The organism is Comamonas sp. GB3 AK4-5 (assembly GCF_041320665.1).
Classification (GTDB): Bacteria; Pseudomonadota; Gammaproteobacteria; order Burkholderiales; family Burkholderiaceae_C; genus Comamonas.
Genome location: NZ_CP166730.1, coordinates 4,745,737 through 4,764,707, shown reverse-complemented (window position 1 = coordinate 4,764,707; position 18,971 = coordinate 4,745,737). Strand labels below are relative to the sequence as shown.

15 protein-coding genes are annotated in these 18,971 nt (G+C 66.2%); 5 read left to right on the top strand and 10 right to left on the bottom strand.

All coding sequences use genetic code 11. The features are described from left to right. Nucleotides 1–19: 19 nt before the first annotated feature. Complete coding sequence (locus ACA027_RS21095; protein ID WP_370680139.1) at nucleotides 20–589, bottom strand: phosphatase PAP2 family protein; 570 nt, start codon at nucleotides 587–589, stop codon at nucleotides 20–22. A gap of 372 nt (nucleotides 590–961) precedes the next feature. On the opposite strand from ACA027_RS21095, the gene fba reads away from it, so the two are divergent. From fba to ACA027_RS21075, 4 genes are all read left to right on the top strand, one after another. Then, complete coding sequence (gene fba / locus ACA027_RS21090; protein WP_370680138.1) at nucleotides 962–2,026, top strand: class II fructose-bisphosphate aldolase; 1,065 nt, start codon at nucleotides 962–964, stop codon at nucleotides 2,024–2,026. 275 nt (nucleotides 2,027–2,301) lie between these two features. After that, nucleotides 2,302–4,008 (top strand): long-chain-fatty-acid--CoA ligase, encoded by a 1,707-nt coding sequence (locus tag ACA027_RS21085; RefSeq protein WP_370680137.1) that lies wholly within the window; start codon nucleotides 2,302–2,304, stop codon nucleotides 4,006–4,008. A gap of 97 nt (nucleotides 4,009–4,105) precedes the next feature. Continuing rightward, nucleotides 4,106–4,957 (top strand): aspartate dehydrogenase, encoded by an 852-nt coding sequence (locus ACA027_RS21080; protein ID WP_370680136.1) that lies wholly within the window; start codon nucleotides 4,106–4,108, stop codon nucleotides 4,955–4,957. Between the two features lie 165 nt (nucleotides 4,958–5,122). After that, the gene (locus ACA027_RS21075; RefSeq protein ID WP_370680135.1) at nucleotides 5,123–5,881 is read left to right on the top strand and encodes a 5'-methylthioadenosine/adenosylhomocysteine nucleosidase; all 759 of its coding nucleotides are present in this window, start codon (nucleotides 5,123–5,125) and stop codon (nucleotides 5,879–5,881) included. Nucleotides 5,882–6,069: 188 nt separating this feature from the next. On the opposite strand, the gene ACA027_RS21070 is transcribed toward ACA027_RS21075, so the two are convergent. Genes ACA027_RS21070 through ACA027_RS21060 form a run of 3 tightly spaced genes read right to left on the bottom strand, consistent with a single transcriptional unit; the run spans nucleotide 6,070 to nucleotide 11,891 of the window. Beyond that, the gene (locus tag ACA027_RS21070) at nucleotides 6,070–7,530 is read right to left on the bottom strand and encodes an efflux transporter outer membrane subunit (RefSeq protein ID WP_370680134.1); all 1,461 of its coding nucleotides are present in this window, start codon (nucleotides 7,528–7,530) and stop codon (nucleotides 6,070–6,072) included. Beyond that, on the bottom strand, nucleotides 7,527–10,676 hold the full coding sequence (locus ACA027_RS21065) for a multidrug efflux RND transporter permease subunit (protein WP_370680133.1): 3,150 nt from the start codon (nucleotides 10,674–10,676) through the stop codon (nucleotides 7,527–7,529). Before ACA027_RS21065 ends, ACA027_RS21070 begins: the two co-directional genes overlap by 4 nt. Nucleotides 10,677–10,682: 6 nt before the next feature. Then, nucleotides 10,683–11,891, bottom strand: a complete 1,209-nt coding sequence (locus ACA027_RS21060; RefSeq protein WP_370680132.1) for an efflux RND transporter periplasmic adaptor subunit — start codon at nucleotides 11,889–11,891, stop codon at nucleotides 10,683–10,685. 182 nt (nucleotides 11,892–12,073) lie between these two features. Here ACA027_RS21060 and ACA027_RS21055 point away from each other — a divergent pair, with 182 nt between their 5' ends. Next, complete coding sequence (locus ACA027_RS21055) at nucleotides 12,074–12,655, top strand: TetR/AcrR family transcriptional regulator (RefSeq protein ID WP_370680131.1); 582 nt, start codon at nucleotides 12,074–12,076, stop codon at nucleotides 12,653–12,655. 368 nt (nucleotides 12,656–13,023) lie between these two features. On the opposite strand, the gene corA is transcribed toward ACA027_RS21055, so the two are convergent. The 6 genes from corA to ACA027_RS21025 all read right to left on the bottom strand — a co-directional run bounded on the left by corA (nucleotide 13,024) and on the right by ACA027_RS21025 (nucleotide 18,966). Continuing rightward, the gene (gene corA, locus ACA027_RS21050; protein ID WP_370680130.1) at nucleotides 13,024–14,010 is read right to left on the bottom strand and encodes a magnesium/cobalt transporter CorA; all 987 of its coding nucleotides are present in this window, start codon (nucleotides 14,008–14,010) and stop codon (nucleotides 13,024–13,026) included. A gap of 199 nt (nucleotides 14,011–14,209) precedes the next feature. Beyond that, nucleotides 14,210–15,088, bottom strand: coding sequence for a uracil-DNA glycosylase family protein (locus tag ACA027_RS21045; protein WP_370680128.1), 879 nt, complete (start codon nucleotides 15,086–15,088; stop codon nucleotides 14,210–14,212). After that, complete coding sequence (rimI, locus tag ACA027_RS21040; RefSeq protein WP_370680127.1) at nucleotides 15,072–15,548, bottom strand: ribosomal protein S18-alanine N-acetyltransferase; 477 nt, start codon at nucleotides 15,546–15,548, stop codon at nucleotides 15,072–15,074. Before rimI ends, ACA027_RS21045 begins: the two co-directional genes overlap by 17 nt. Beyond that, nucleotides 15,545–16,252 (bottom strand): tRNA (adenosine(37)-N6)-threonylcarbamoyltransferase complex dimerization subunit type 1 TsaB, encoded by a 708-nt coding sequence (gene tsaB / locus ACA027_RS21035; protein ID WP_370680126.1) that lies wholly within the window; start codon nucleotides 16,250–16,252, stop codon nucleotides 15,545–15,547. The genes rimI and tsaB overlap by 4 nt, the downstream gene beginning before the upstream one ends. A 128-nt stretch (nucleotides 16,253–16,380) precedes the next feature. Beyond that, entirely contained in the window at nucleotides 16,381–17,889 is a 1,509-nt protein-coding gene (gene dacB / locus ACA027_RS21030) for a D-alanyl-D-alanine carboxypeptidase/D-alanyl-D-alanine-endopeptidase (protein WP_370680125.1), read from the bottom strand. A 72-nt stretch (nucleotides 17,890–17,961) separates the two neighbouring features. Then, nucleotides 17,962–18,966 (bottom strand): L-threonylcarbamoyladenylate synthase, encoded by a 1,005-nt coding sequence (locus tag ACA027_RS21025; RefSeq protein ID WP_370680124.1) that lies wholly within the window; start codon nucleotides 18,964–18,966, stop codon nucleotides 17,962–17,964. Nucleotides 18,967–18,971 lie beyond the last annotated feature (5 nt).

Sequence of the window (18,971 nt, the reverse complement as noted above, 5' to 3'; positions counted from 1 at the left end):
CCGTTTGGGTGACAGAAAATCAGGCGGGCAGGTGGCCGTGGCGGGGCAGCTCTGGGGGCTGCGGTGCAGGCGCCCGCGCCACGCGCCAGGCCAGCCAGGCGCTGGCGCAGCCCACCAGCAGGCCGGCCAGGATGTCGCTGGGGAAATGCACGCCCAGCACCACGCGGCTGAGGGCCACCAGCGTGGCCAGGGCCCAGACCAGGGGAGGCAGCCAGCGCTTCTGGCGTGCCCAGCCCAGCTGTATGGCCATGGCCAGTGCAAAGGCGCCGGCCGCATGCAGGCTGGGCATGCCGGCGCCGGTGTTGTGGGCAATCCATTGCACGCCCAGGCCATAGAAGGCGGGGCGGGGCATGGGCAGCCCCCAGCGGATCAGCCTGCATGCCAGCCAGGCCAGGGACAGTGCAGCAGCGGTGCGGCCCAGCTTGCGCAGCCCGGCAGGGCCTTGCAGGCACATCCACAGGCCGAGGGCCGCCATGCAGGCGCCGGGCAGCCAGGCCGATGCCCCGCGTGCGCTGGCAATCCACCAGGCGGGGCTGCCGGCACCGGCATTGAGCAGGTGAAACAGCGGAAGGTCTATGGCCTGCAGCATGGAGGTGTCCTGTGGGGTGAGGCAAAAACAGTGGGCGTTGTGCAGACCCGGCGACCGCGTGGAGACCATGGGCCTGCAATGCCGCAGCGGGTGAGCAAGTGCGTAACCGTAGACAGCGCGGATGAATGTTCCGTGAATGGCGGTACATTCCACTGGGAAAGCATTATTTACTCAGTGAGTACGCACTTTGTTGTCTGTGTGTAGCCAGAGTGAACAAGCCCACGTACCAGGATCGGTGCGCAGCCGCTAAAATTGCGAGTTACGAAGCGGTTACGGCCGCTGCCTGCGTGCCTTGTCAGGCGTGCAGCGGCATGCAAACTGCGCTTGTTTGTCGCCGGGGCTCCGCCTCTGCCCACTTTGAACGGATTTCCTATGCCTCTTATCTCGATGCGCGAAATGCTCGACCATGCTGCTGAAAACGGCTATGGCATTCCCGCCTTCAACGTCAACAACCTGGAACAAGTTCAGGCCGTGATGTCGGCGGCTGACGAAGTCGGCGCACCCGTGATCCTGCAGGCCAGCGCTGGCGCCCGCAAATACGCAGGCGAGCCCTTCATCAAGCATTTGATCCAGGCCGCTGCCGAGCAATACCCCCATATCCCCCTGGTCATGCACCAGGACCATGGCACCACGCCCGATATCTGCCAAGGCGCTCTGAACCTGGGCTTTGGCTCGGTGATGATGGATGGCTCGCTGATGAGCGATGGCAAGACCCCTTCGTCCTTCGACTACAACGTCGACGTGACCCAGCAGGTCGTGGCCATGGCCCACAAGATCGGCGCCACCGTGGAAGGCGAGCTGGGCTGCCTGGGCAACCTGGAAACCGGTGAAGCCGGCGAGGAAGACGGCGTTGGCGCCGAAGGCAAGCTGGACCACAGCCAGATGCTGACCGACCCCGAGGAAGCCGCCCAGTTCGTGAAGGCCACGCAGCTGGACGCGCTGGCGATCGCCATCGGCACTAGCCACGGCGCCTACAAGTTCAGCCGTCCCCCCACAGGTGACATCCTGGCGATTTCCCGCGTCAAGGAAATCCACGCCCGCATCCCCAACACCCACCTGGTGATGCATGGCTCGTCTTCCGTGCCCCAGGAGCTGCTGGCCATCATCAACCAGTACGGCGGCAAGATGAAGGAAACCTACGGCGTGCCCGTCAAGGAAATCCAGGAAGCCATCAAGTTCGGCGTGCGCAAGATCAATATCGACACCGACATCCGCTTGGCCATGACCGGCGCGGTGCGCAAGTTCCTGGCCGAGAACCCCGACAAGTTCGACGCCCGCGAATGGCTCAAGCCCGCCCGCGAAGCGGCCAAGCTGGTCTGCAAGGCCCGCTACATCGAGTTTGGCTGCGAAGGCCAGGGCGGCAAGATCAAGGGCTATAGCCTGGAGCAGATGGCCAAGAAGTACCAGGCAGGTGAGTTGGCCCAGCTGGTCAAGTAAATACTCTGTTTTTGATAGCTTCTGGTGCCTGTGCTGCAAGCGTTAGAAGCCTGAAACATGCAAAACCCGCAACGCCCCTGGCCTGCGGGTTTTTTTGTGACTGTGCATGGTCTGGCTGCACCTGGCGTGCTCAGGCTTTCTTCGTCCAGGCTGCGCAGGGTCAAAAGGCTGCAGCCTCTACGGGTGTTTACTAGGGTAAGCACAAGTATCGAACGTACGTGCTTTTTTGCACAATCTCACGATTCACCAGATACAAACAAAACGGAGACCCGGGCATGACGACAGAGCGTCCATGGCTGGCTGCCTATCCTGAAGGCGTGCCGGCTGATATCGATCCTTCGCGTTACACCTCGCTGGTGGCGTTGATGGAGCAGGCATTCAAGGCCTATGCCGACCGCACCGCCTACACCTTCATGGGCAAGGACATCAGCTTTGCCCATGTGGACCGGCACAGCCAGGTGTTTGCGGCCTATCTGCAGTCCCTGGGCCTGAAAAAGGGCGACCGCGTGGCCATCATGATGCCCAACGTGCCCCAGTACCCCGTGGCCGTGGCCGCCATCCTGCGGGCCGGCTATGTGGTGGTGAACGTCAACCCGCTCTACACCGCACGCGAGCTGGAGCACCAGCTCAAGGACTCGGGGGCGCAGGCCATCGTCATCATCGAGAACTTTGCCCACACGCTGCAGCAATGCATTGCCAAGACCGAGGTCAAGCATGTGGTGTTGTGCAGCATGGGCGATGAGCTGGGCCTGCTCAAGGGCCTGATCGTCAACTACGTGGTGCGCAAGGTGAAAAAGCTGGTGCCCCCGTTCCAGCTGCCCGGCGCCGTGCGCTACAACACCGCGCTGAGCAAGGGCCGCCAGGCCCGCTTTGTGCCTGTGGCCGTGGGCTCGGACGACATCGCCGTGCTGCAGTACACCGGCGGCACGACGGGCATCAGCAAGGGTGCGGTGCTGCTGCATCGCAACATCATTGCCAACACCCTGCAGTGCGAAGCCTGGTTCAATCCGGTGCTGAAAAATATCCGCAAAAGCGGTGAGCAAGTCACCAGCGTGTGCGCGCTGCCGCTCTATCACATCTTCGCTTTCACGGTGAACATGATGCTGGCCATGCACACCGGCGGGCGCAACATCCTGATCGCCAATCCGCGTGACCTGAAGTCGGTGTTCAAAGACCTGCAAGGCCAGGTCTTTCACAACTTCCCGGCCGTGAACACGCTGTTCAACGGCCTGGCCCACCACCCGGACTTCAACACTGTGGACTGGAGCCACCTCAAAGTCTCGGTGGGCGGCGGCATGGCCGTGCAGGGTGCTGTGGCCAAGCTGTGGCTGGAAAAGACCGGCTGCCCCGTCGTTGAAGGCTATGGCCTGTCGGAAACCAGCCCCGTGGTCAGCTGCAACCCCGTGACGGTCACTGAGTTCACTGGCACCATCGGCGTACCCAAGCCCAGCACCTATGTGAAGCTGGTGGATGACGCAGGTCAGACCGTGACCGAGCTGGGCCAGACCGGGGAGATTGCCGTCAAGGGCCCGCAGGTGATGGCAGGCTACTGGCAGCGCCCGGATGAAACCGCCAAGGTGACCACAGCCGACGGCTATTTCCTCACCGGCGACATCGGTCTCATGGACGAGCGCGGCTACATCAAGATCGTGGACCGCAAGAAAGACATGGTGCTGGTCAGCGGCTTCAACGTCTACCCCAACGAGGTCGAAGACATTGTGGCCGCCTGCCCCGGTGTGCTGGAGTGTGCCGTGGTGGGCATTCCCGATGCCAATTCCGGCGAGGCCGTGAAACTGGTGGTGGTGCGCAAGGACGCCAGCCTGACCGAGGAGCAGTTGCGTGCCTTCTGCAAGGAAAACCTCACGGGCTACAAGCGCCCCAAGGTCATCGAGTTCCGCACCGAGCTGCCCAAGACCCCCGTGGGCAAGATCCTGCGCCGCGAGCTGCGTGACAGCACGGTGGCACCGGTCGCTGCCCACTAAAACGCAGCGCCACGTTGTATCTCTGAAGGAGCGCTCTGCGCTCCTTTTTACGTGGGCAGTCCACAGAGAGTCACGCCATGGCGTACCCTCGGCCGCCATGGAAAAAGAACATAAGGAAGCACGGGCGCCCTCCGCTTCGCCGCTGCGCGTAGCCCTGGTGGGCTGCGGTGCCATCGGCAGCGAAGTGCTGCAGCGCCTGTCTCAGGAGCCTGGCCTTGCTGGCTTGCGCGTGGACTGGGTGCTGGCACGCCAGCCGCGCCCCGCAACCCAGGCCCTGCTGGCCCGGCATGCGCCTGCGGCCCAACTGGTGTCGGCCTTGCCGGCCGATGCCATGCCCGATCTGCTGGTGGAATGCGCCGGCCATGCTGCCATCGCCAGCCATGTGCTGCCGGCACTGCGCCGTGGCATTCCTTGCCTGGTGGTGTCGGTGGGGGCGCTGGGTACCCCCGGCCTGGTGGAGCAGTTGGCGGATGCCGCGCAACAAGGCCGCACGCGTGTGCAGCTGCTGGCCGGTGCCATCGGTGCCATCGACGCCTTGGCTGCTGCACGCGAAGGCGGGCTGGACAGCGTGACCTATACCGGCACCAAACCTGCGCTGGCCTGGACGGGTACGCCGGCCGAGGCGCTGTGCGATCTGCAAGGCCTGCAGCAGCCTGTCTGTTTTTTCAGCGGCAGTGCCCGCGAGGCCGCACGCCAGTTCCCGCGCAATGCCAATGTGGCAGCCACCGTGGCCCTGGCCGGCCTGGGGTTGGACGCCACCCAGGTGCGGCTGGTAGCCCATCCGCACAGCCAGGAAAATGTGCACCAGATTCAGGCCCATGGCGCCTTTGGCCGCCTGGCACTGGAGCTGGCGGGCCAGCCACTGGCGGCCAATCCCAAGACCTCGGCGCTGACGGTGTTCAGCGTGCTGCGGGCGTTGCGCAATGCGGTGGCACCGCTGGCCATCTGACTGCGCGGGGCTATGGGGTGCCGCAGGGCAGGAGCAGTGTCTGCTGGGCGAGAATGCCGGGTTCTGATCGCAGCGGTCATGCCGGCTGCGAATATTCAAAAACCATAGCTGCTTTCGCTTTTGTACAAAGCGTTTCAGGCAGTTTTGATGTGTAAAGATGCTTCCGTGACCCTTGCCATCCTCAGTGCCCTGCCCGAAGAACAACAGGGGCTGCAGCATTTGCTGACCGGCGCCCAGACCCTGCGCCATGCCGGGCGCGATTTCACCCTGGGCCAGTTGCATGGCCGCGCCGTGGTGCTGGCGCTGACCGGCATAGGCAAGGTGGCCGCGGCTACCACGGCCGCTGCGGTGGTGGAGCGCTTTGGCGCCCGCCAGCTGTTGTTCACCGGCGTGGCCGGCGGCGTGGGTGCGGGCGTGCAGGTGGGCGATGTGGTGGTGGCCCAGCAGTTTTTGCAGCACGACATGGATGTGCGCCCAATGCTCCCGCGCTGGCAGGTGCCAGGCTATGCCGCGCCCACGCTGGACTGCGATGCCACCATGAGCGCCGCGCTGCTGGCCGCCGCCCAGGCCTGCGTGATCCAGGCCGTGCAATGGGGCGAACCGTTGCTGGCCGGATCTGTGCCACGGGCCCATGCCGGCCTGGTGGCCAGCGGTGACCAGTTCATCGTCTCGGCCGCCGTGTCCGGCCGCATCACCAGCGAGCTGCAGGCCGAAGGCCATCTGCCGCTGGCCGTGGAAATGGAAGGCGCTGCCATCGCCCAGGCCTGCGCCGACTACGGCGTACCCTTTGCCGCCGTGCGCACCATCTCCGACCGCGCCGACGACAGCGCCCATGTGGACTTCCCCGCCTTTGTCCAGGTCGTCGCCAGCCGCTATGCGCTGCATATCGTGCAGCATTGGGTGAAGCTGCAGCCCAGCGCCTGAGGCAGGCCTCTCACCCTCTCCCGCAAGCGGGCGAGGGAGTAAAGCCAGGCCAGGGCGCAGTGCCAAAAACTGGCGTTATCGCATGCCATGCCCCTTTCGCCAGGGCACCGCGCAAGGGCCGCCCCGCAGCGCCAGTGCCGTCCCCCTCCGGCGCGTAGCGCCTAAAGAGGGGGAAGACGCGCAGCGGCTCAGGGGGTGTTTTTCGTGCTCCAGCCTCCCCCCAAGGCCTTGTACAACGTAGTCAGCGCAATCTGGCGTTCGGTGGCCACATCGATCAGAGCCAGCTGGCTGGCGAAGTGGCTGCGCTCGGCATCGAGGTAGCGCAAATGGCTGTCCACACCGGCGCGGTAGCGGGCCTGGGCCAGGGTCAGGCTTTTGGCACTGCTGGTGACCAGCTTGCGCTGGGCCGCTTCTTCTCGCCGCAGGGTGTCGGTAGCAGCCAGGGCATCGGCCACTTCACGGAAAGCGGTCTGAATGCTTTTCTCGTAGGCCACCACGGCCATGTCCTTGCGCACCTGGGCCAGGTCCAGATTGGCCTGGTTGCGGCCCCCATCAAAAATGGGTAGCTGCAACTGCGGCATAAAGGACCAGCTGCGCTGGCCGCTGTGGAACAGATTGGACAGCTCGGCGCTGCTGCTACCTAAGCTGCCTGTTAGCGAGATGCGCGGGAAGAATGCCGCGCGTGCAGCACCAATGCTGGCGTTGCGAGACTGCAGCTGGCGCTCGGCCGCACGGATGTCGGGGCGCTGCGTCAGCAGATCGGCTGGCATGCCAGCACCGATGTCCTGCACCAGGGGCAGGTTGGCAAGGGCTTGGTTCAGGACCTGGTCCTGCGGGTTCTGGCCTTGGCCCAGCAGCAGTTCCAGTGCGTTGCCGGCCTGGCGGTACTGGCGCTCGGAACGCTCCAGCTCGGTACGGGCCTGCTCGGTCAGGCTTTCGGCTTCGTGCAGGTCCAGGGCCGTGTCCAGGCCATGCTGGCGGCGTTGTTGCACCAGCTGCAGCGCCGCTTCGCGCGAGGCCAGGGTGCGCTGGGTCAGCGCCACGCGCTGGCGGGCGCTGTCGTGCAGCAGCGAGGCCTGTACCACCTCGGCCACCAGGCTGATCTGCACGCTGCGCGCGGCTTCCTCGCTGGCCAGGTATTCCTGCAGCGCGGCTTCCGACAGATTGCGCACGCGGCCGAACAGGTCCAGCTCGAAGGCGGCCAGGCCCACGCCGGCCTGGTAGCTGCTTTGCACGGCAGAGGTGCCCGTGGCGCTGAGATCGCCGGGCAGGCGCTGGCGGTTGCCCGAGGCCTGTACCTCCACGCCGGGCAGGCGGTCGGCCCGCTGCACGCCATACATGGCACGCGCGGCCTCCACATCCAGCAGGGCCTGGCGCAGGTCGCGGTTATGGGTCAGGGCTTGTTCTATGCGCTGGCGCAGCAAGGCATCGGTGACAAAGTCCTGCCAGGCCAGGGTGCTGGCAGCGGGGGCCGTGGTCGTGCCGCTGTCAGCGCTCCAGGCCCAGACCGCTGGCACCGGAGCCGCCGGCCGTTGGTAGACGGGCGCCATGGAGCAACCTGCCACCAGGGCGGCCGCGACCGCCATCAATGCCAGGCGGCCCGGCACCTGGGCCGATTTCGCCATGGACAGGGGTATGCCGCGCATCATGCGGACTCTCCTTGCTCGGGGAGGTCGGTTTTCTTGCCGTCCTCCTTGGTGCGCCCACGCCACAGCGAGAGCACCCAGACAAAAAACACCGGCACAAAAATCACGCCCAGCAAGGTGGCGCTGAGCATGCCGCCGATGACGGCAATACCGATGGCGGCCTGGCTGGAGGCACCAGCCCCCGTGGCCAATGCCAGCGGCACCACGCCCAGGATGAAGGCCAGCGAGGTCATGATGATGGGCCGAAAGCGCAGGCGTGCGGCCTGCAAGGCGGCATCCCGCAGGCTCATGCCCTGCTCGTGCAGGCTCTTGGCGAACTCCACGATCAAAATCGCGTTCTTGGCCGCCAGGCCGATGATGGTGATCAGGCCCACCTTGAAGTACACATCGTTGGACAGACCCACGGCCGAGACCGCCGCCACGGCACCCAGGGCGCCAATGGGCACGATGAGCATCACGGCCGCCGGAATGCTCCAGCTCTCATACAGGGCCACCAGCAGCAGAAACACCACCAGAATCGCCAGCGCAAACAGCTTGGGCGCCTGGGCACCTGCCGCTCTTTCCTGGTAGGACAGGCCGGTCCATTCATAGCCTATGCCCTGGGGCAGCTCGGCCACGATGCGCTCCAGCTCGGCCATGGCCTGGCCCGTGGTGTAGCCGGGCTTGGCGTCACCCGCGATGCGGAAGGCCGGATAGCCGTTGTAGCGCGAGATCTGTACCGGGCCCATTTCCCACTTCACCGTGGCGAACGAGGCCAGCGGCACTTGTTGGCCCTGGTCGTTGGGCACATACAGCTGCAGCAGATCCTCGGGCTTCATGCGTGCCGAGGTATCGGCCTGCACCACCACGCGCTGCAGGCGGCCGGCGTTGGGGAACTCGTTGATCACGGCCGAGCCATAGGCCGTGGACAGCGCCGTGCTGATGGCGGTGAAGTCCACGCCCTGGGCCATGGCCTGGCGGCGGTCAATGTCCAGACGCAGCTGGGGTGCCTCCTCCAGGTTTTCCATCATGGCGTAGGCGATCACGGGCGAGGCATTGGCCTTTTTCAGCAGCTCGTTGCGGGCGGCCACCAGGGCTTCGCGGCCCAGATTGGCGCGGTCCTGCAGGCGCAGCGAGAAGCCGCCGGAATTGCCCAGGCCGTCGATGGGAGGTGGGTCCACCGCCATGGCCGTGCCGTCCCGGATGCTGCCAAAGCGCTTGTTAAAGGCTTCGACCTCATGCCAGGAGGCTTGCTCGGGCGGGCGCAACGACCAGTCCTTGAGCGTGATGAAGGCCATGGCCGCGTTCTGGCCCGAGCCAGAGAAGCTCCAGCCCAGCAAGAACTCCACCTGCTCGGTGGCCGGGCGCTCCTGCAGATAGGCTTCCATATCGCGCACCATGGCCGCGGTGCGCGACTCGGTGGCACCCGGCGGCAGCTGCAGGCTGACGATGTAATAGCCCATGTCCTCATAAGGCACAAAGGACTCGGGCATGCGCACATACATGCCGCCCAGCAGGCCGACCAGGGCGGCGTAGAGCAGCATATAGCGGCCCACGCGCTTGACCAGCTTCTGGTTCAGCAGGTTGAAGCGCTCGGTCAGCCGCGCAAAGCGGCGGTTGAACCAGCCGAAGAAGCCGCGCTTTTCATGGTGCTCACCCTGAGGGATGGGCTTGAGCAGCGTGGCGCACAGCGCCGGCGTGAAGGTCAGTGCCAAAAAGCCCGAGAACAGAATGGACACGGCCAGCGACAGCGAGAACTGGCGGTAGATCACACCCACCGAGCCGCTCATGAAAGCCAGCGGGATGAACACCGCTGACAGTACCAGGGTGATGCCCACGATGGCGCCCGAGACCTGTTGCATGGCCTTGATCGTCGCCTCGCGCGGGCCCAGGCCTTCCTCGGCCATGAGGCGTTCCACGTTCTCCACCACCACGATGGCGTCGTCCACCAGGATGCCGATGGCCAGCACCATGCCGAACATGGTCATCATGTTCACCGAGAAGCCCAGGCCATACATGACGGCCAGCGTGCCTGCCAGGCACACGGGCACGACGATGGTGGGAATCAGCGTGTAGCGCAGGTTCTGCAGAAACAGCCACATCACCAGAAACACCAGCACCACGGCTTCGATCAGGGTCTGGATCACCTTGCCGATGGCCACCTGCACAAAGCGCGAGGTGTCATAGGGCACGGCGTACTGGATGTCGCTGGGGAAGTTCTGGGACAGCTCGGCCAGGCGCGCCTTGACGGCCTTGGACGTGGCCAGGGCATTGGCGCCGGGCGCCAGCAGCACGGCGGCGGCCACGCCCTTGCGGCCGTCCTCGCGCGAGGAGAAGGTGTAGTCCAGCTGGCCCACTTCCAGGCGGGCCACATCGGCCAGGCGCACGGTGGCGCCGTCGGCCTTGGCGCGCAGCACGATCTGGCCGAACTCCTCGGGCGAGCTCAAAGCGCCATGCACCACGATGGAGGCACTCAGCTCCTGCTCGGGCGAGCCCGGCTGGGCGCCAAAGCTTCCCGCAGGCACTTGCACGTTCTGCGCGGCAATGGCGGCATTCACATCGGCCACCGACAGGCCATAGCCCAGCAGCTTTTGCGGATCGATCCACACGCGCATGGCCACGTCGGCGCTGAAGAACTGCACCTTGCCCACGCCGGGAATGCGGCGGATCTCGTTGTTCACGCTGCGCACGGCGTAGTCGGACAGGGCCACCTCGTTCTTGCCCGCGTCGCTGCCCTTGTAGGTCAGCGAGTAGATCAAGAGGAAGTTGGCGCTGGCCTGCTCCACCTGCAGGCCCATTTGCATCACCGCACCGGGCAGGCGTGCCTCGGCTTTTTTGATGCGGTTTTGCACGTCCACCTGGGCCATGGCCGGGTCGGTGCCCGGCGCAAAAGTGGCCGAGATTTCGGACTGGCCCGTGGAGTCGCTGGACGAGTCAAAGTACAGCAGGCCCTTGGTGCCGTTGAGCTCTTCCTCGATCACACTGGTCACGGACTCCATGACCGTGGTGGCCGAAGCACCCGGGTAGGAAGCCCAGATCGAGATCTGGGGCGGCGCCACGTTCGGGAACTGCGACACCGGCAGGGCCGTGATGGACAGCAGGCCTGCCAGCGTGATGAAGATGGCCACCACCCAGGCGAAATTGGGGCGGTTGATAAAAAACTGGGACATATCGCTTTATTTCGTTGCGGCGGGCGCCGGGGCTTCGGCGGCGGCAGCCTCCGGCGCCGCAGCGTCTGCGGCCTGTGGCTTCACAGGCTCGGGCACGACCTTGCTGCCAGGCTGGACCTTGGCCATGCGGCCCACGATGACCTGGTCGCCGGGCGCCAGCCCTTCGGTGATCTGCCACAGCGCACCCTGCATGGCGCCGGTGCGCACGGGGCGGACCTGGGCCTGGTGGTCCTTGTCGACCACCAGCACATGGGCCGAGCCATCGGCACCGCGCTGCACGGCACGCTGGGGCAGCAGGATGGCGGCCGGGTCCTGGCCCTGGTTGAGCTGCACGCGCACATACATGCCGGGTAGCAGCAGGCCGTCGCGGTTGTCGAACTCGCCACGCAGCGACAGCTGGCCGGTGGCGCGGTCCACGCTGATGTCGGAGAACAGCAGCCGGCCCTGGCGTTGCACGCTGGTGCCCTCCAAGGTCAAGCTCACCGGGGCATCCTTGCCCGAAGCGCCCTGGAGCTTGCCCTCGGCCATGGCCACGCGCAGGCGCTGGGCCTCGGCCGCAGGCTGCTGGAAGTCCACATACACCGGCGAGATCTGCTGGATCAGCGCCATGGGCGTGGCCTCGTTCTGACCCACCAGGGCGCCCTCGGTCACCAGCGCGCGGCCTATGCGGCCGGCAATGGGGGCTTTGACAGCGGCGTAGTCGAGGTTGAGCTGGGCGGCTTCCACCTCGGCCTGGGCCGACTGGCGCGCGGCCTTGGCGCTGCGCTGGGCCGCCTGGGCGCTGTCGAAGTCCTGGCGGCTCACGGCTTCGATGGCGACCAGGGGCTCGTAGCGGCGCAGCAAGGCCTGGGCTTCGGCCAGGGCGGCTTCGGCGCGCGCCAGCTCGCCCTGGGCGCGCGACAGCGCGGCGCGCAGGGGGGCGGGGTCGATGCGGAACAGCAGGTCGCCGGCCTTGACGTCGGCCCCTTCGCGGAAATGGCGGCTCAGCACAATGCCGGGCACGCGGGCGCGCACCTCGGCCACGCGCACGGGTTCCACGCGGCCCGGCAGCTCGCTGCGCACGGTAAAGGTCTGGGACTGCACCATGAGCACATCCACGGTCTCGGGCGGGGAGTCAGAGGCATTGCTGGCGGGAGATTTGCTGCAGCCGGCCATCAGTACCAGGAGTGCCGCTGTGGCCACGGGCCGCCACAGGCCGGGTTGTCGCATTGACATGACGCTATCTTTTGAACTTTGGAAAGTGGTGGATAGTATTTCAAAAATCCAAATGAATCTAAAAAGGTTCAAATGCTGTAAGGTCTCTCTTTCGTCTGGAAACAACAATTCACACTGGTTGAAAGGCACAATCCTGCTTAGGTTGAATCCTTTTTGCTTCAAATAGTGGTGAGAACTATTCCATGATGACCAACAGCTCCGCTCAAGAGGCATCCATACTGCCGGCCCTGGCTCTGGCCTTGACCAACCACCCCCGGGCTTCGCTGCAGGAACTGGCCAAGGCCATAGGCATCAGCAAGGCCACGCTCTACCGCTTCAGTCGCACGCGCGAAGAGCTGGTGGCCAGGCTGCTGGCACACAGCATGAAAGCCATGTCGGCCGCCCTGGCCCAGGCGAGGCTGCAGGAAGACCACCCGCTGCAAGCCCTGCAGCGCCTGACGGCGCTCAACCTGGAGCAGCGCGAATTCGTGGGCTTTCTGACCTATTACTGGAAGGAAGTGGACGCTGCGGCGGAGCAGGAATGCGCGAGTTGGGACGCGCTGCTGGACGCGTTTTTTCTACGCGGCCAGCAAGAGGGCGTGTTTCGCATTGACTTCAGCGCTGCCGCGTTGGCGGAAATCTGGATTTCCACACTGCTCGGCCTGGCCGACGCCGAACGCCGCGGCCGCGTGGCCCGCGCGGAACTGGCCTCCTTGGTGGAGCGCGCTTTTTTGCAGGGCAGCCAGGTGCAGCGGCCCGATCTGCCCCATCTGCCGCAAAGCTGATGCGGCCCAGCGCTGCTGCGAGACAGTCGTTTCTCCGGGGAAGCGCTGTGGCGCCCATGGGGGAATGGTTAGCTCACGCAAGGATTTTGTGGTGACATTGGCGACTAAAGCTGGCGCGCTCCAGGCAAGCAGACAGGGAGCAAGGGCCTACGCCGACCACGCCGCGAGGCTGTCGTTGCCTCCGGTGACGCGCTGTGGCGCCCCTGGGGCGGCTTCCCCATGCAAGGATTTTGTGGTGACCTCGGCTGCTAAAACTAGCGCAGCCCATGCGAGGACACCGCGCAAGGGCCGCCCCGCCGCGCTGGTGTCGTTCCCCTCCGGCGAAGCCAGAGAGGGGGAAGGCGCTACGCGCCTCAGGGGGTGCTCTGCTACTTCAACCAACCCCGTTTGCGGAAATACAGCATGGGGCCGAGCGCGCTGGCAATCATCAGCAGCACCACATAGCCATAGCCGAATTCCCAGTCCAGCTCGGGCATGAACTTGAAGTTCATGCCGTAGACGCTGGCGATCAGCGTGGGCGGCAGCAAGGCCACGCTGGCCACCGAGAAGATCTTGATGATCTTGTTCTGGTTGATGTTCAGGAAACCGACGGTGGCGTCCATCAGGAAGTTGATCTTGTCGAACAGAAAGGCGGTGTGGCTGTCCAGCGATTCGATGTCGCGCAGGATCTGGCGCGCGTCCTCGAACTGCTCGGCGTTGAGCATCTTGGAGCGCATCATGAAGCTCACGGCGCGGCGCGTGTCCAGCATGTTGCGGCGGATGCGGCCGTTCAGGTCTTCCTGGCGTGCAATGTCGGACAGCACGCCCTGGGCGTTGTCGTCGGTCATATTGCCGGCCAGCACCTTGGCGCTGACCAGTTTCAGGTCGTCGTAAATGCCTTCCAGCGTGTCGGCCGAGTACTCGGCGTCGGCGTCGAAGAGCTTGAGCAGCACTTCCTTGGCATCTTCGATCAGCCCCGGTGCACGGCGTGCGCGCAATCGCAGCAGGCGAAAGACGGGGATGTCTTCCTCGTGGATGGAGAACAGCACGCCGTAGCTCTTGAGCTCGGTGTTGTGCTGGTTGACGATAAAGGCCACACGCACGCTGCGCGGGTCTTCCTCATCGCCGAGCAAAAAGTCGCTACGGATATGCAGATCGCCGTTGTCCTCTTCATAAAAACGCGCGGACTCTTCAATGTCCTCATCGGTCGCGTCTTCAGGGATGGACAGGCCGTAGTGCTGCTTGATCCAGCGCTTTTCGTCTACGGAAGGGGACTCGAGGTCAACCCAGATGGGCTGGAACTGCTTGAGCTCTTCCAGCGATTCGATTTCTTCTTGTACCAGCCGTCCATTGGACAGCGTAAAGATATTGAGCATGCGGGCTCACTCCCAGGACTTGTTCTTGCGGTGTGCGGGGCGGGGTGCGCTTCCGGCTCCACAGCACCAGTCTGGGAGGCGGAAGCTACCAACTGGGGTAGGGTTCCACGGAGATATCTCTTCAATGTGACAAACCGGCAATTATGCCTTTGGCACTGTTTTTTTGCAGTGCAACGGACATAGGCCGGCAGGGGGCAGATCAGGCGGTCGGAGGCCGTAGCGCATGGGCGCGGCACAGGTCGGACCAGGCGCCGGGTTTGGCGTGCGGTGCACGCAGCAGATAGGCCGGGTCGTAGGTGACCACGGTGGGCACCGCGTGCAAAGCATGTTCCATGGCGCGCAGCGGGCCCAGGGCTTCGCTGCGGCCCAGCACGGCGCGTGCTGCGTGCAGGCCCATCAGCAGCACCCGGGCGGGGCGGTGTTCGGTGATGGCACTCTGCAGCGCTGGGGCCAGCGGCTGCAGCGGGCCGTTGGCGGCCTGTTCGGCATCGGCCGGTGCCTGGCGTGTCAGTGGGGCAATGCGCACCTGCGGATGGTGGTGCAGGCGCAGGGCTCGCAGCATCTGGTTCAGCAGCGCACCGGCGTCGCCGGCCCAGGGGTCTTGCGGGTCGGCACATTCCACCAGCACCAGCCAGCCCGCGTCGGCGCTGTCGTCGGCGGCCGTATCGGCGTAGGCGTGGACCACGGGCGCCATAAACCAGGGCGCGCTGGCAGCGGCAGGTGCGCGGTAGACCGGGGTGGCGTGGGCAGTGGCGGTATCGGCTGCGCCGGCTTGTGTGGCGGATGCTTCTGAATCAGGAGCTGCCTGTGTAGATGCAGTGTGCTCTACAGGCGGATTTTTTGTGGAAACCTCGACGGCCTGGGGGGACGTGGTGGGCTGCGGGGTGGCAGAGGCCACAGGCGCAGCCACCACGGTTTCCGGCGTCGGCGATGCCACGGGCACAGCTGCTGCTACAGCGGTGGAGGGCGCAGGCGCCGGTGCAGAGGCCGGGGCCGCAGGTGGTGTGGCCGGCACCCAGAGGGTGATGCCCATGTCTTGCAACATGGCGCGCTGGCGGGCGTCAAGGTTCAGGGCCATAGAGGGGCATGCTCATGATGATGGCGGTCTCGCGCTCGCCGTGGTCCACGGGATAGTAACGCTTGCGCTCGCCGACCTGGCGATAGCCGTGGCGTTCATAGATGGCGCGGGCACGGGTGTTGCTCTCGCGCACCTCCAGCCACAGCCATTGCGCGCTTTGCAGGCGGGCCCACAGATTGAGGCGGTCCAGCAGCAGCCGGGCACAGCCCTGGCCCTGGCAGGCTGGGGCCACGGCAATGTTCAGCAGATGCACCTCGTCCAGCACCTGCATGGCCACGTAGTAGCCCAGCAGTTGCTCGCCGGCCACCAGCATCTGGGTGTGGTAGCCCGAGGCCAGGGCGTCGCGGAAGTTGCCGGGCGTCCAGGGATGGGGATAGGCCGCAGTCTCCACGGCCACGACGCGGTCCAGCCAGTCGGGCACCAGCGGGATCAGCTGTGGTGCGTCGGCGCTGGTGTTCATGCAGCGGTCTGGGTGGCGGCCAGCTTGGCGGCTTCGCGCTCGGCCGTGGTTTGCGCCACTTTGTCGCGGATGTAGCGCGGCAGGGCATCGGCCGCGGCCACCAGGGCGCCGGATTGCATGGCGTAGGGCGCCAGGCGCAGCAGGGCGGCGGCCGTGGGCAGGGCTGCCAGATGGGTGGCGCCGGGGGCCAGCTGCTCGGGGTAGGCGGGCTGGGCATTGCCCACCACCGGCAGGCCGGCGGGCAGGGGCAGTTGTTCGGGGGCGCACAGGCCCAGGGCCTGGGTTTCGAGCCAGTGGCCCTGGCCGGCATCCACCACATAGCGGTAGCCGGCGTAATAGACCTCGTGCATGCGCGCATCCAGCACGGCCAGCAGCTCGGTGCAGCCATGGCGGGCGCGGCCCTCTTCGGCCACGGCCAGCAGGGTATCGAGCGGCAGCAGGGGCAGGCCGCTGCCCAGGCCCAGGCCCTGGGCAATGGCGCAGGCCGTGCGCAGGCCGGTGAACGAGCCCGGGCCCCTGCCGAAGGCGATGGCATCCAGCTGCTCAAACGCCAGGCCCATGGCCTGCATGCCTTGCTGGATGGCGGGAATCAAGGTGGCCGAGGACTGCGCGCCGCCTGCGCCTGCGTGCTCCCACAGGCGATCGCCATGCTGGATGGCGATGGACAGCTGGTCCGTGCTGGTATCGAAGGCAAGCAGTTTCATGGCGGGGGCTTTCCAGGGCGGCGGGCGGGCCCAAAGGTCTCAAACCCGCAAGGGGCAACAGGGGATTATCGGGCGCAGGGCCATTCCCAGGCCACTGAGTGGCCTTGGGGCGCGGTGCCCCACCACGGTCAGCGCTGCACCGCGGCGGTGACCGGGCCGCTGTCGCGCGCCGCCCAGTCCACCAGGGCTTCCATGGCGGGGCGGGCTGCTGCGGCATTGGCGTGGTTGACCAGGGCCACCAGCACATAGCGCTTGCCACTGCTGCTGTCGACATAGCCGGCCAGGGCGCTGCTGTCGCGCAGCGTGCCGGTTTTCAGATGGGCCGAGGCCTGGGTCCGGCTGCGGCGCAGCGTGCCATCCACCCCGGCAATGGGCAAAGAGGCGATGAACTCCGGCATCACCGGCGACAGCCAGGCCGTGTGCAGCATGCGGCCCAGGGCATGGGCGCTGATGCGGGCCTCACGGCTCAGGCCGGCGCCGTTGTCCACCACCGGCAGCTCGCTGGCGGCCCAGCGGCTGCTCCACCAGCGGGCCACGGCCTCGTTGGCGGTTTGCAGGCTGCCCAGGCCGGATTGCTCCAGCCCCAGGGTGAGAAAGACCTGCTGGGTCATCACGTTGTTGCTGTATTTGTTGATGTCGCGCACCACCTCGCCCAGCGTGGGCGATTCGGCCGCAAAAGCGGGCTTGAGGCCGGCGGGCACGCGGCCTTCGCGCACGCTGCCGCCCAGCTTGCCACCCAGCTCGCGCCACATGCCTTCCACGGCCCGGGCCGCGAATTGCTGGGGATCGGCCGGGGCGATGGACCAGGCCTTGTCGCCGCAGCTGGCCGGGTACTGGCCGGAAAAGCCCATGCGCGTGGGGTCGGCCCATTCGCCCTGCAGCGTGGTGCGCCAGTCGCCGCAGTCCGAGCCGGCCGGGGCCAGCGGCACCGTGGCCTGCTGGCGCACGCCGGCCAGCGGCGGCTCCCACTGCACGCGGGCCACGCCGGCGCGCTCGTCCGGCACCAGGGTCATGACGGCGGACTTGTAGTTCAGCAGCAGGGCATCGGGCGCCACGTTATAGGGGCGGAAGGGCTCGCCATCAAAGGCGGCGGCATCGTGGGCGGGCAGGGCAAAGGCCGTGCGGTCCAGGATGATGTCGCCGGCAATCGTCTTCACCCCCATGCCCTGCAGGCGGCGCAGCAGCAGCCACAGGCGTTCCATCACCAGCTTGGGGTCACCCCGGCCCTGCAGATAGAGATTGCCTTGCAGGTTGCCGTTGTCCACGGGGCCACCCAGATAGACCGGTGTGCGCCAGACATAGGCGGGGCCCAGCAGGTCGAGTGCGGCATAGGTGGTGACCAGCTTCATCACCGAGGCCGGGTTCATGCCCTCGCGCTCGCGCCAGGCCAGGCGCGGGTTGCTGCGGCCTTCGGCCTCGGCCACGTAAAAGGCCACGGCTTCGCGCGGAATCTTGGCCCGCTGCAGGGCGGCATCCACGTTGGCGGGCAGGGCCACGCGCTGCACGGGTGCCGGCATGGTGACGGCGCTGGTTTTGGTCGTGGGTTGGGCCTGGGCCCAGAAGGGGGCAAGGGCCAGCATGGCAGCGCCGGCCCAGGAAAGGGCGCGTGTGCCGCGTCCGCTGTCAGAAACTTGCATGGTGAGAGAGTCTAAGAGCCTGGGGAAAACCATGCAGAGCCTGGCCTGCACAGGGCAGGGGAATGGTGCGGCTCAGCCCGCCGCTGCGGCGCGTTGTAGGCGGTCGCACACGCCTTCCCAGTCGGCGCTGGCGGGTGGGGTTTCGATCCAGATCTGCTGGGCGCCCAGCTCGTCAAAATCGCGCAGCTGGCCAAACAGCACGCGGGCCGTGGCCAGCGCGTCCGATGGCATGGCATGCAGGCTGGCGCTGGAGGCCGATGCCGGCACAGCCAGCGGGCTGCGGTGGTAGAGGGCAAGGCGTGGGCTGTCTGCCGTCAGGGTGTTCAGGGCGGCTTGCAGCTGGGCTGCATCCATCAGCCTGACCTTGGCGTTTGGCGCGTAATGGGCCAAAAGCGTGCCGGAGGCGCGTGGGGTATGCGCAGGTAGCTCTTCTTTCGAGAGCGGGCGCAGGCCGCAGGCGCGCTCTATGTCGTCACGCGTGATGGCGCCGGGGCGCAGCAGCACGGGTACGCCGCGTGTGCAGTCCACTATGGTTGATTCAATGCCCACCTCGCAGGCGCCACCGTCCAGCACCAACAGATCGTCGCCAAACTCGCTGGCCACATGGGCTGCCGTGGTGGGGCTGACGCGGCCGAACTTGTTGGCGCTGGGCGCGGACACGCCCCACACCGGCGGGTTCAAACTCTGGCAGGCCTTGAGCACGGCATGGGCCACGGGATGGGAAGGGCAGCGCAGGCCCACGCTGTCCTGGCCGCCGGTGGAGGCCTTGGCCGCATGGGGTAGGCGCGGCAGGATGAGGGTCAGCGGGCCGGGCCAGAAGGCGTCGATCAGTTGCTGGGCAAACAGCGGCACCTCCTTGGCATAGCGGGTGATGGCCGTGCTGTCGGCCACATGCACGATCAGGGGATGGTTGGCTGGCCGGCCCTTGGCCGCAAAAATCTGCGCCACGGCAGCATCGTTGTCGCTGCCGGCGGCCAGGCCGTACACGGTTTCGGTGGGCAGGCCCAGCAACTGGCCTGCTTGCAGGGCTGCGGCAGCGGCCTGGACCGAGGCGTCCAGCTTTCCATCCAGAATCACGTGGC

Bases quoted from the DNA above. Each gene is read 5' to 3' on its own strand.
- tsaB (WP_370680126.1), bottom strand. From the start codon at position 16,252: ATGAAACTGCTTGCCTTCGATACCAGCACGGACCAGCTGTCCATCGCC.
- fba (WP_370680138.1), top strand. From the start codon at position 962: ATGCCTCTTATCTCGATGCGCGAAATGCTCGACCATGCTGCTGAAAAC.
- ACA027_RS21085 (WP_370680137.1), top strand. From the start codon at position 2,302: ATGACGACAGAGCGTCCATGGCTGGCTGCCTATCCTGAAGGCGTGCCG.
- ACA027_RS21055 (WP_370680131.1), top strand. From the start codon at position 12,074: ATGATGACCAACAGCTCCGCTCAAGAGGCATCCATACTGCCGGCCCTG.
- ACA027_RS21095 (WP_370680139.1), bottom strand. From the start codon at position 589: ATGCTGCAGGCCATAGACCTTCCGCTGTTTCACCTGCTCAATGCCGGT.
- ACA027_RS21045 (WP_370680128.1), bottom strand. From the start codon at position 15,088: ATGGCCCTGAACCTTGACGCCCGCCAGCGCGCCATGTTGCAAGACATG.
- rimI (WP_370680127.1), bottom strand. From the start codon at position 15,548: ATGAACACCAGCGCCGACGCACCACAGCTGATCCCGCTGGTGCCCGAC.
- ACA027_RS21065 (WP_370680133.1), bottom strand. From the start codon at position 10,676: ATGTCCCAGTTTTTTATCAACCGCCCCAATTTCGCCTGGGTGGTGGCC.
- ACA027_RS21070 (WP_370680134.1), bottom strand. From the start codon at position 7,530: ATGATGCGCGGCATACCCCTGTCCATGGCGAAATCGGCCCAGGTGCCG.
- dacB (WP_370680125.1), bottom strand. From the start codon at position 17,889: ATGCAAGTTTCTGACAGCGGACGCGGCACACGCGCCCTTTCCTGGGCC.
- corA (WP_370680130.1), bottom strand. From the start codon at position 14,010: ATGCTCAATATCTTTACGCTGTCCAATGGACGGCTGGTACAAGAAGAA.
- ACA027_RS21060 (WP_370680132.1), bottom strand. From the start codon at position 11,891: ATGTCAATGCGACAACCCGGCCTGTGGCGGCCCGTGGCCACAGCGGCA.
- ACA027_RS21080 (WP_370680136.1), top strand. From the start codon at position 4,106: ATGGAAAAAGAACATAAGGAAGCACGGGCGCCCTCCGCTTCGCCGCTG.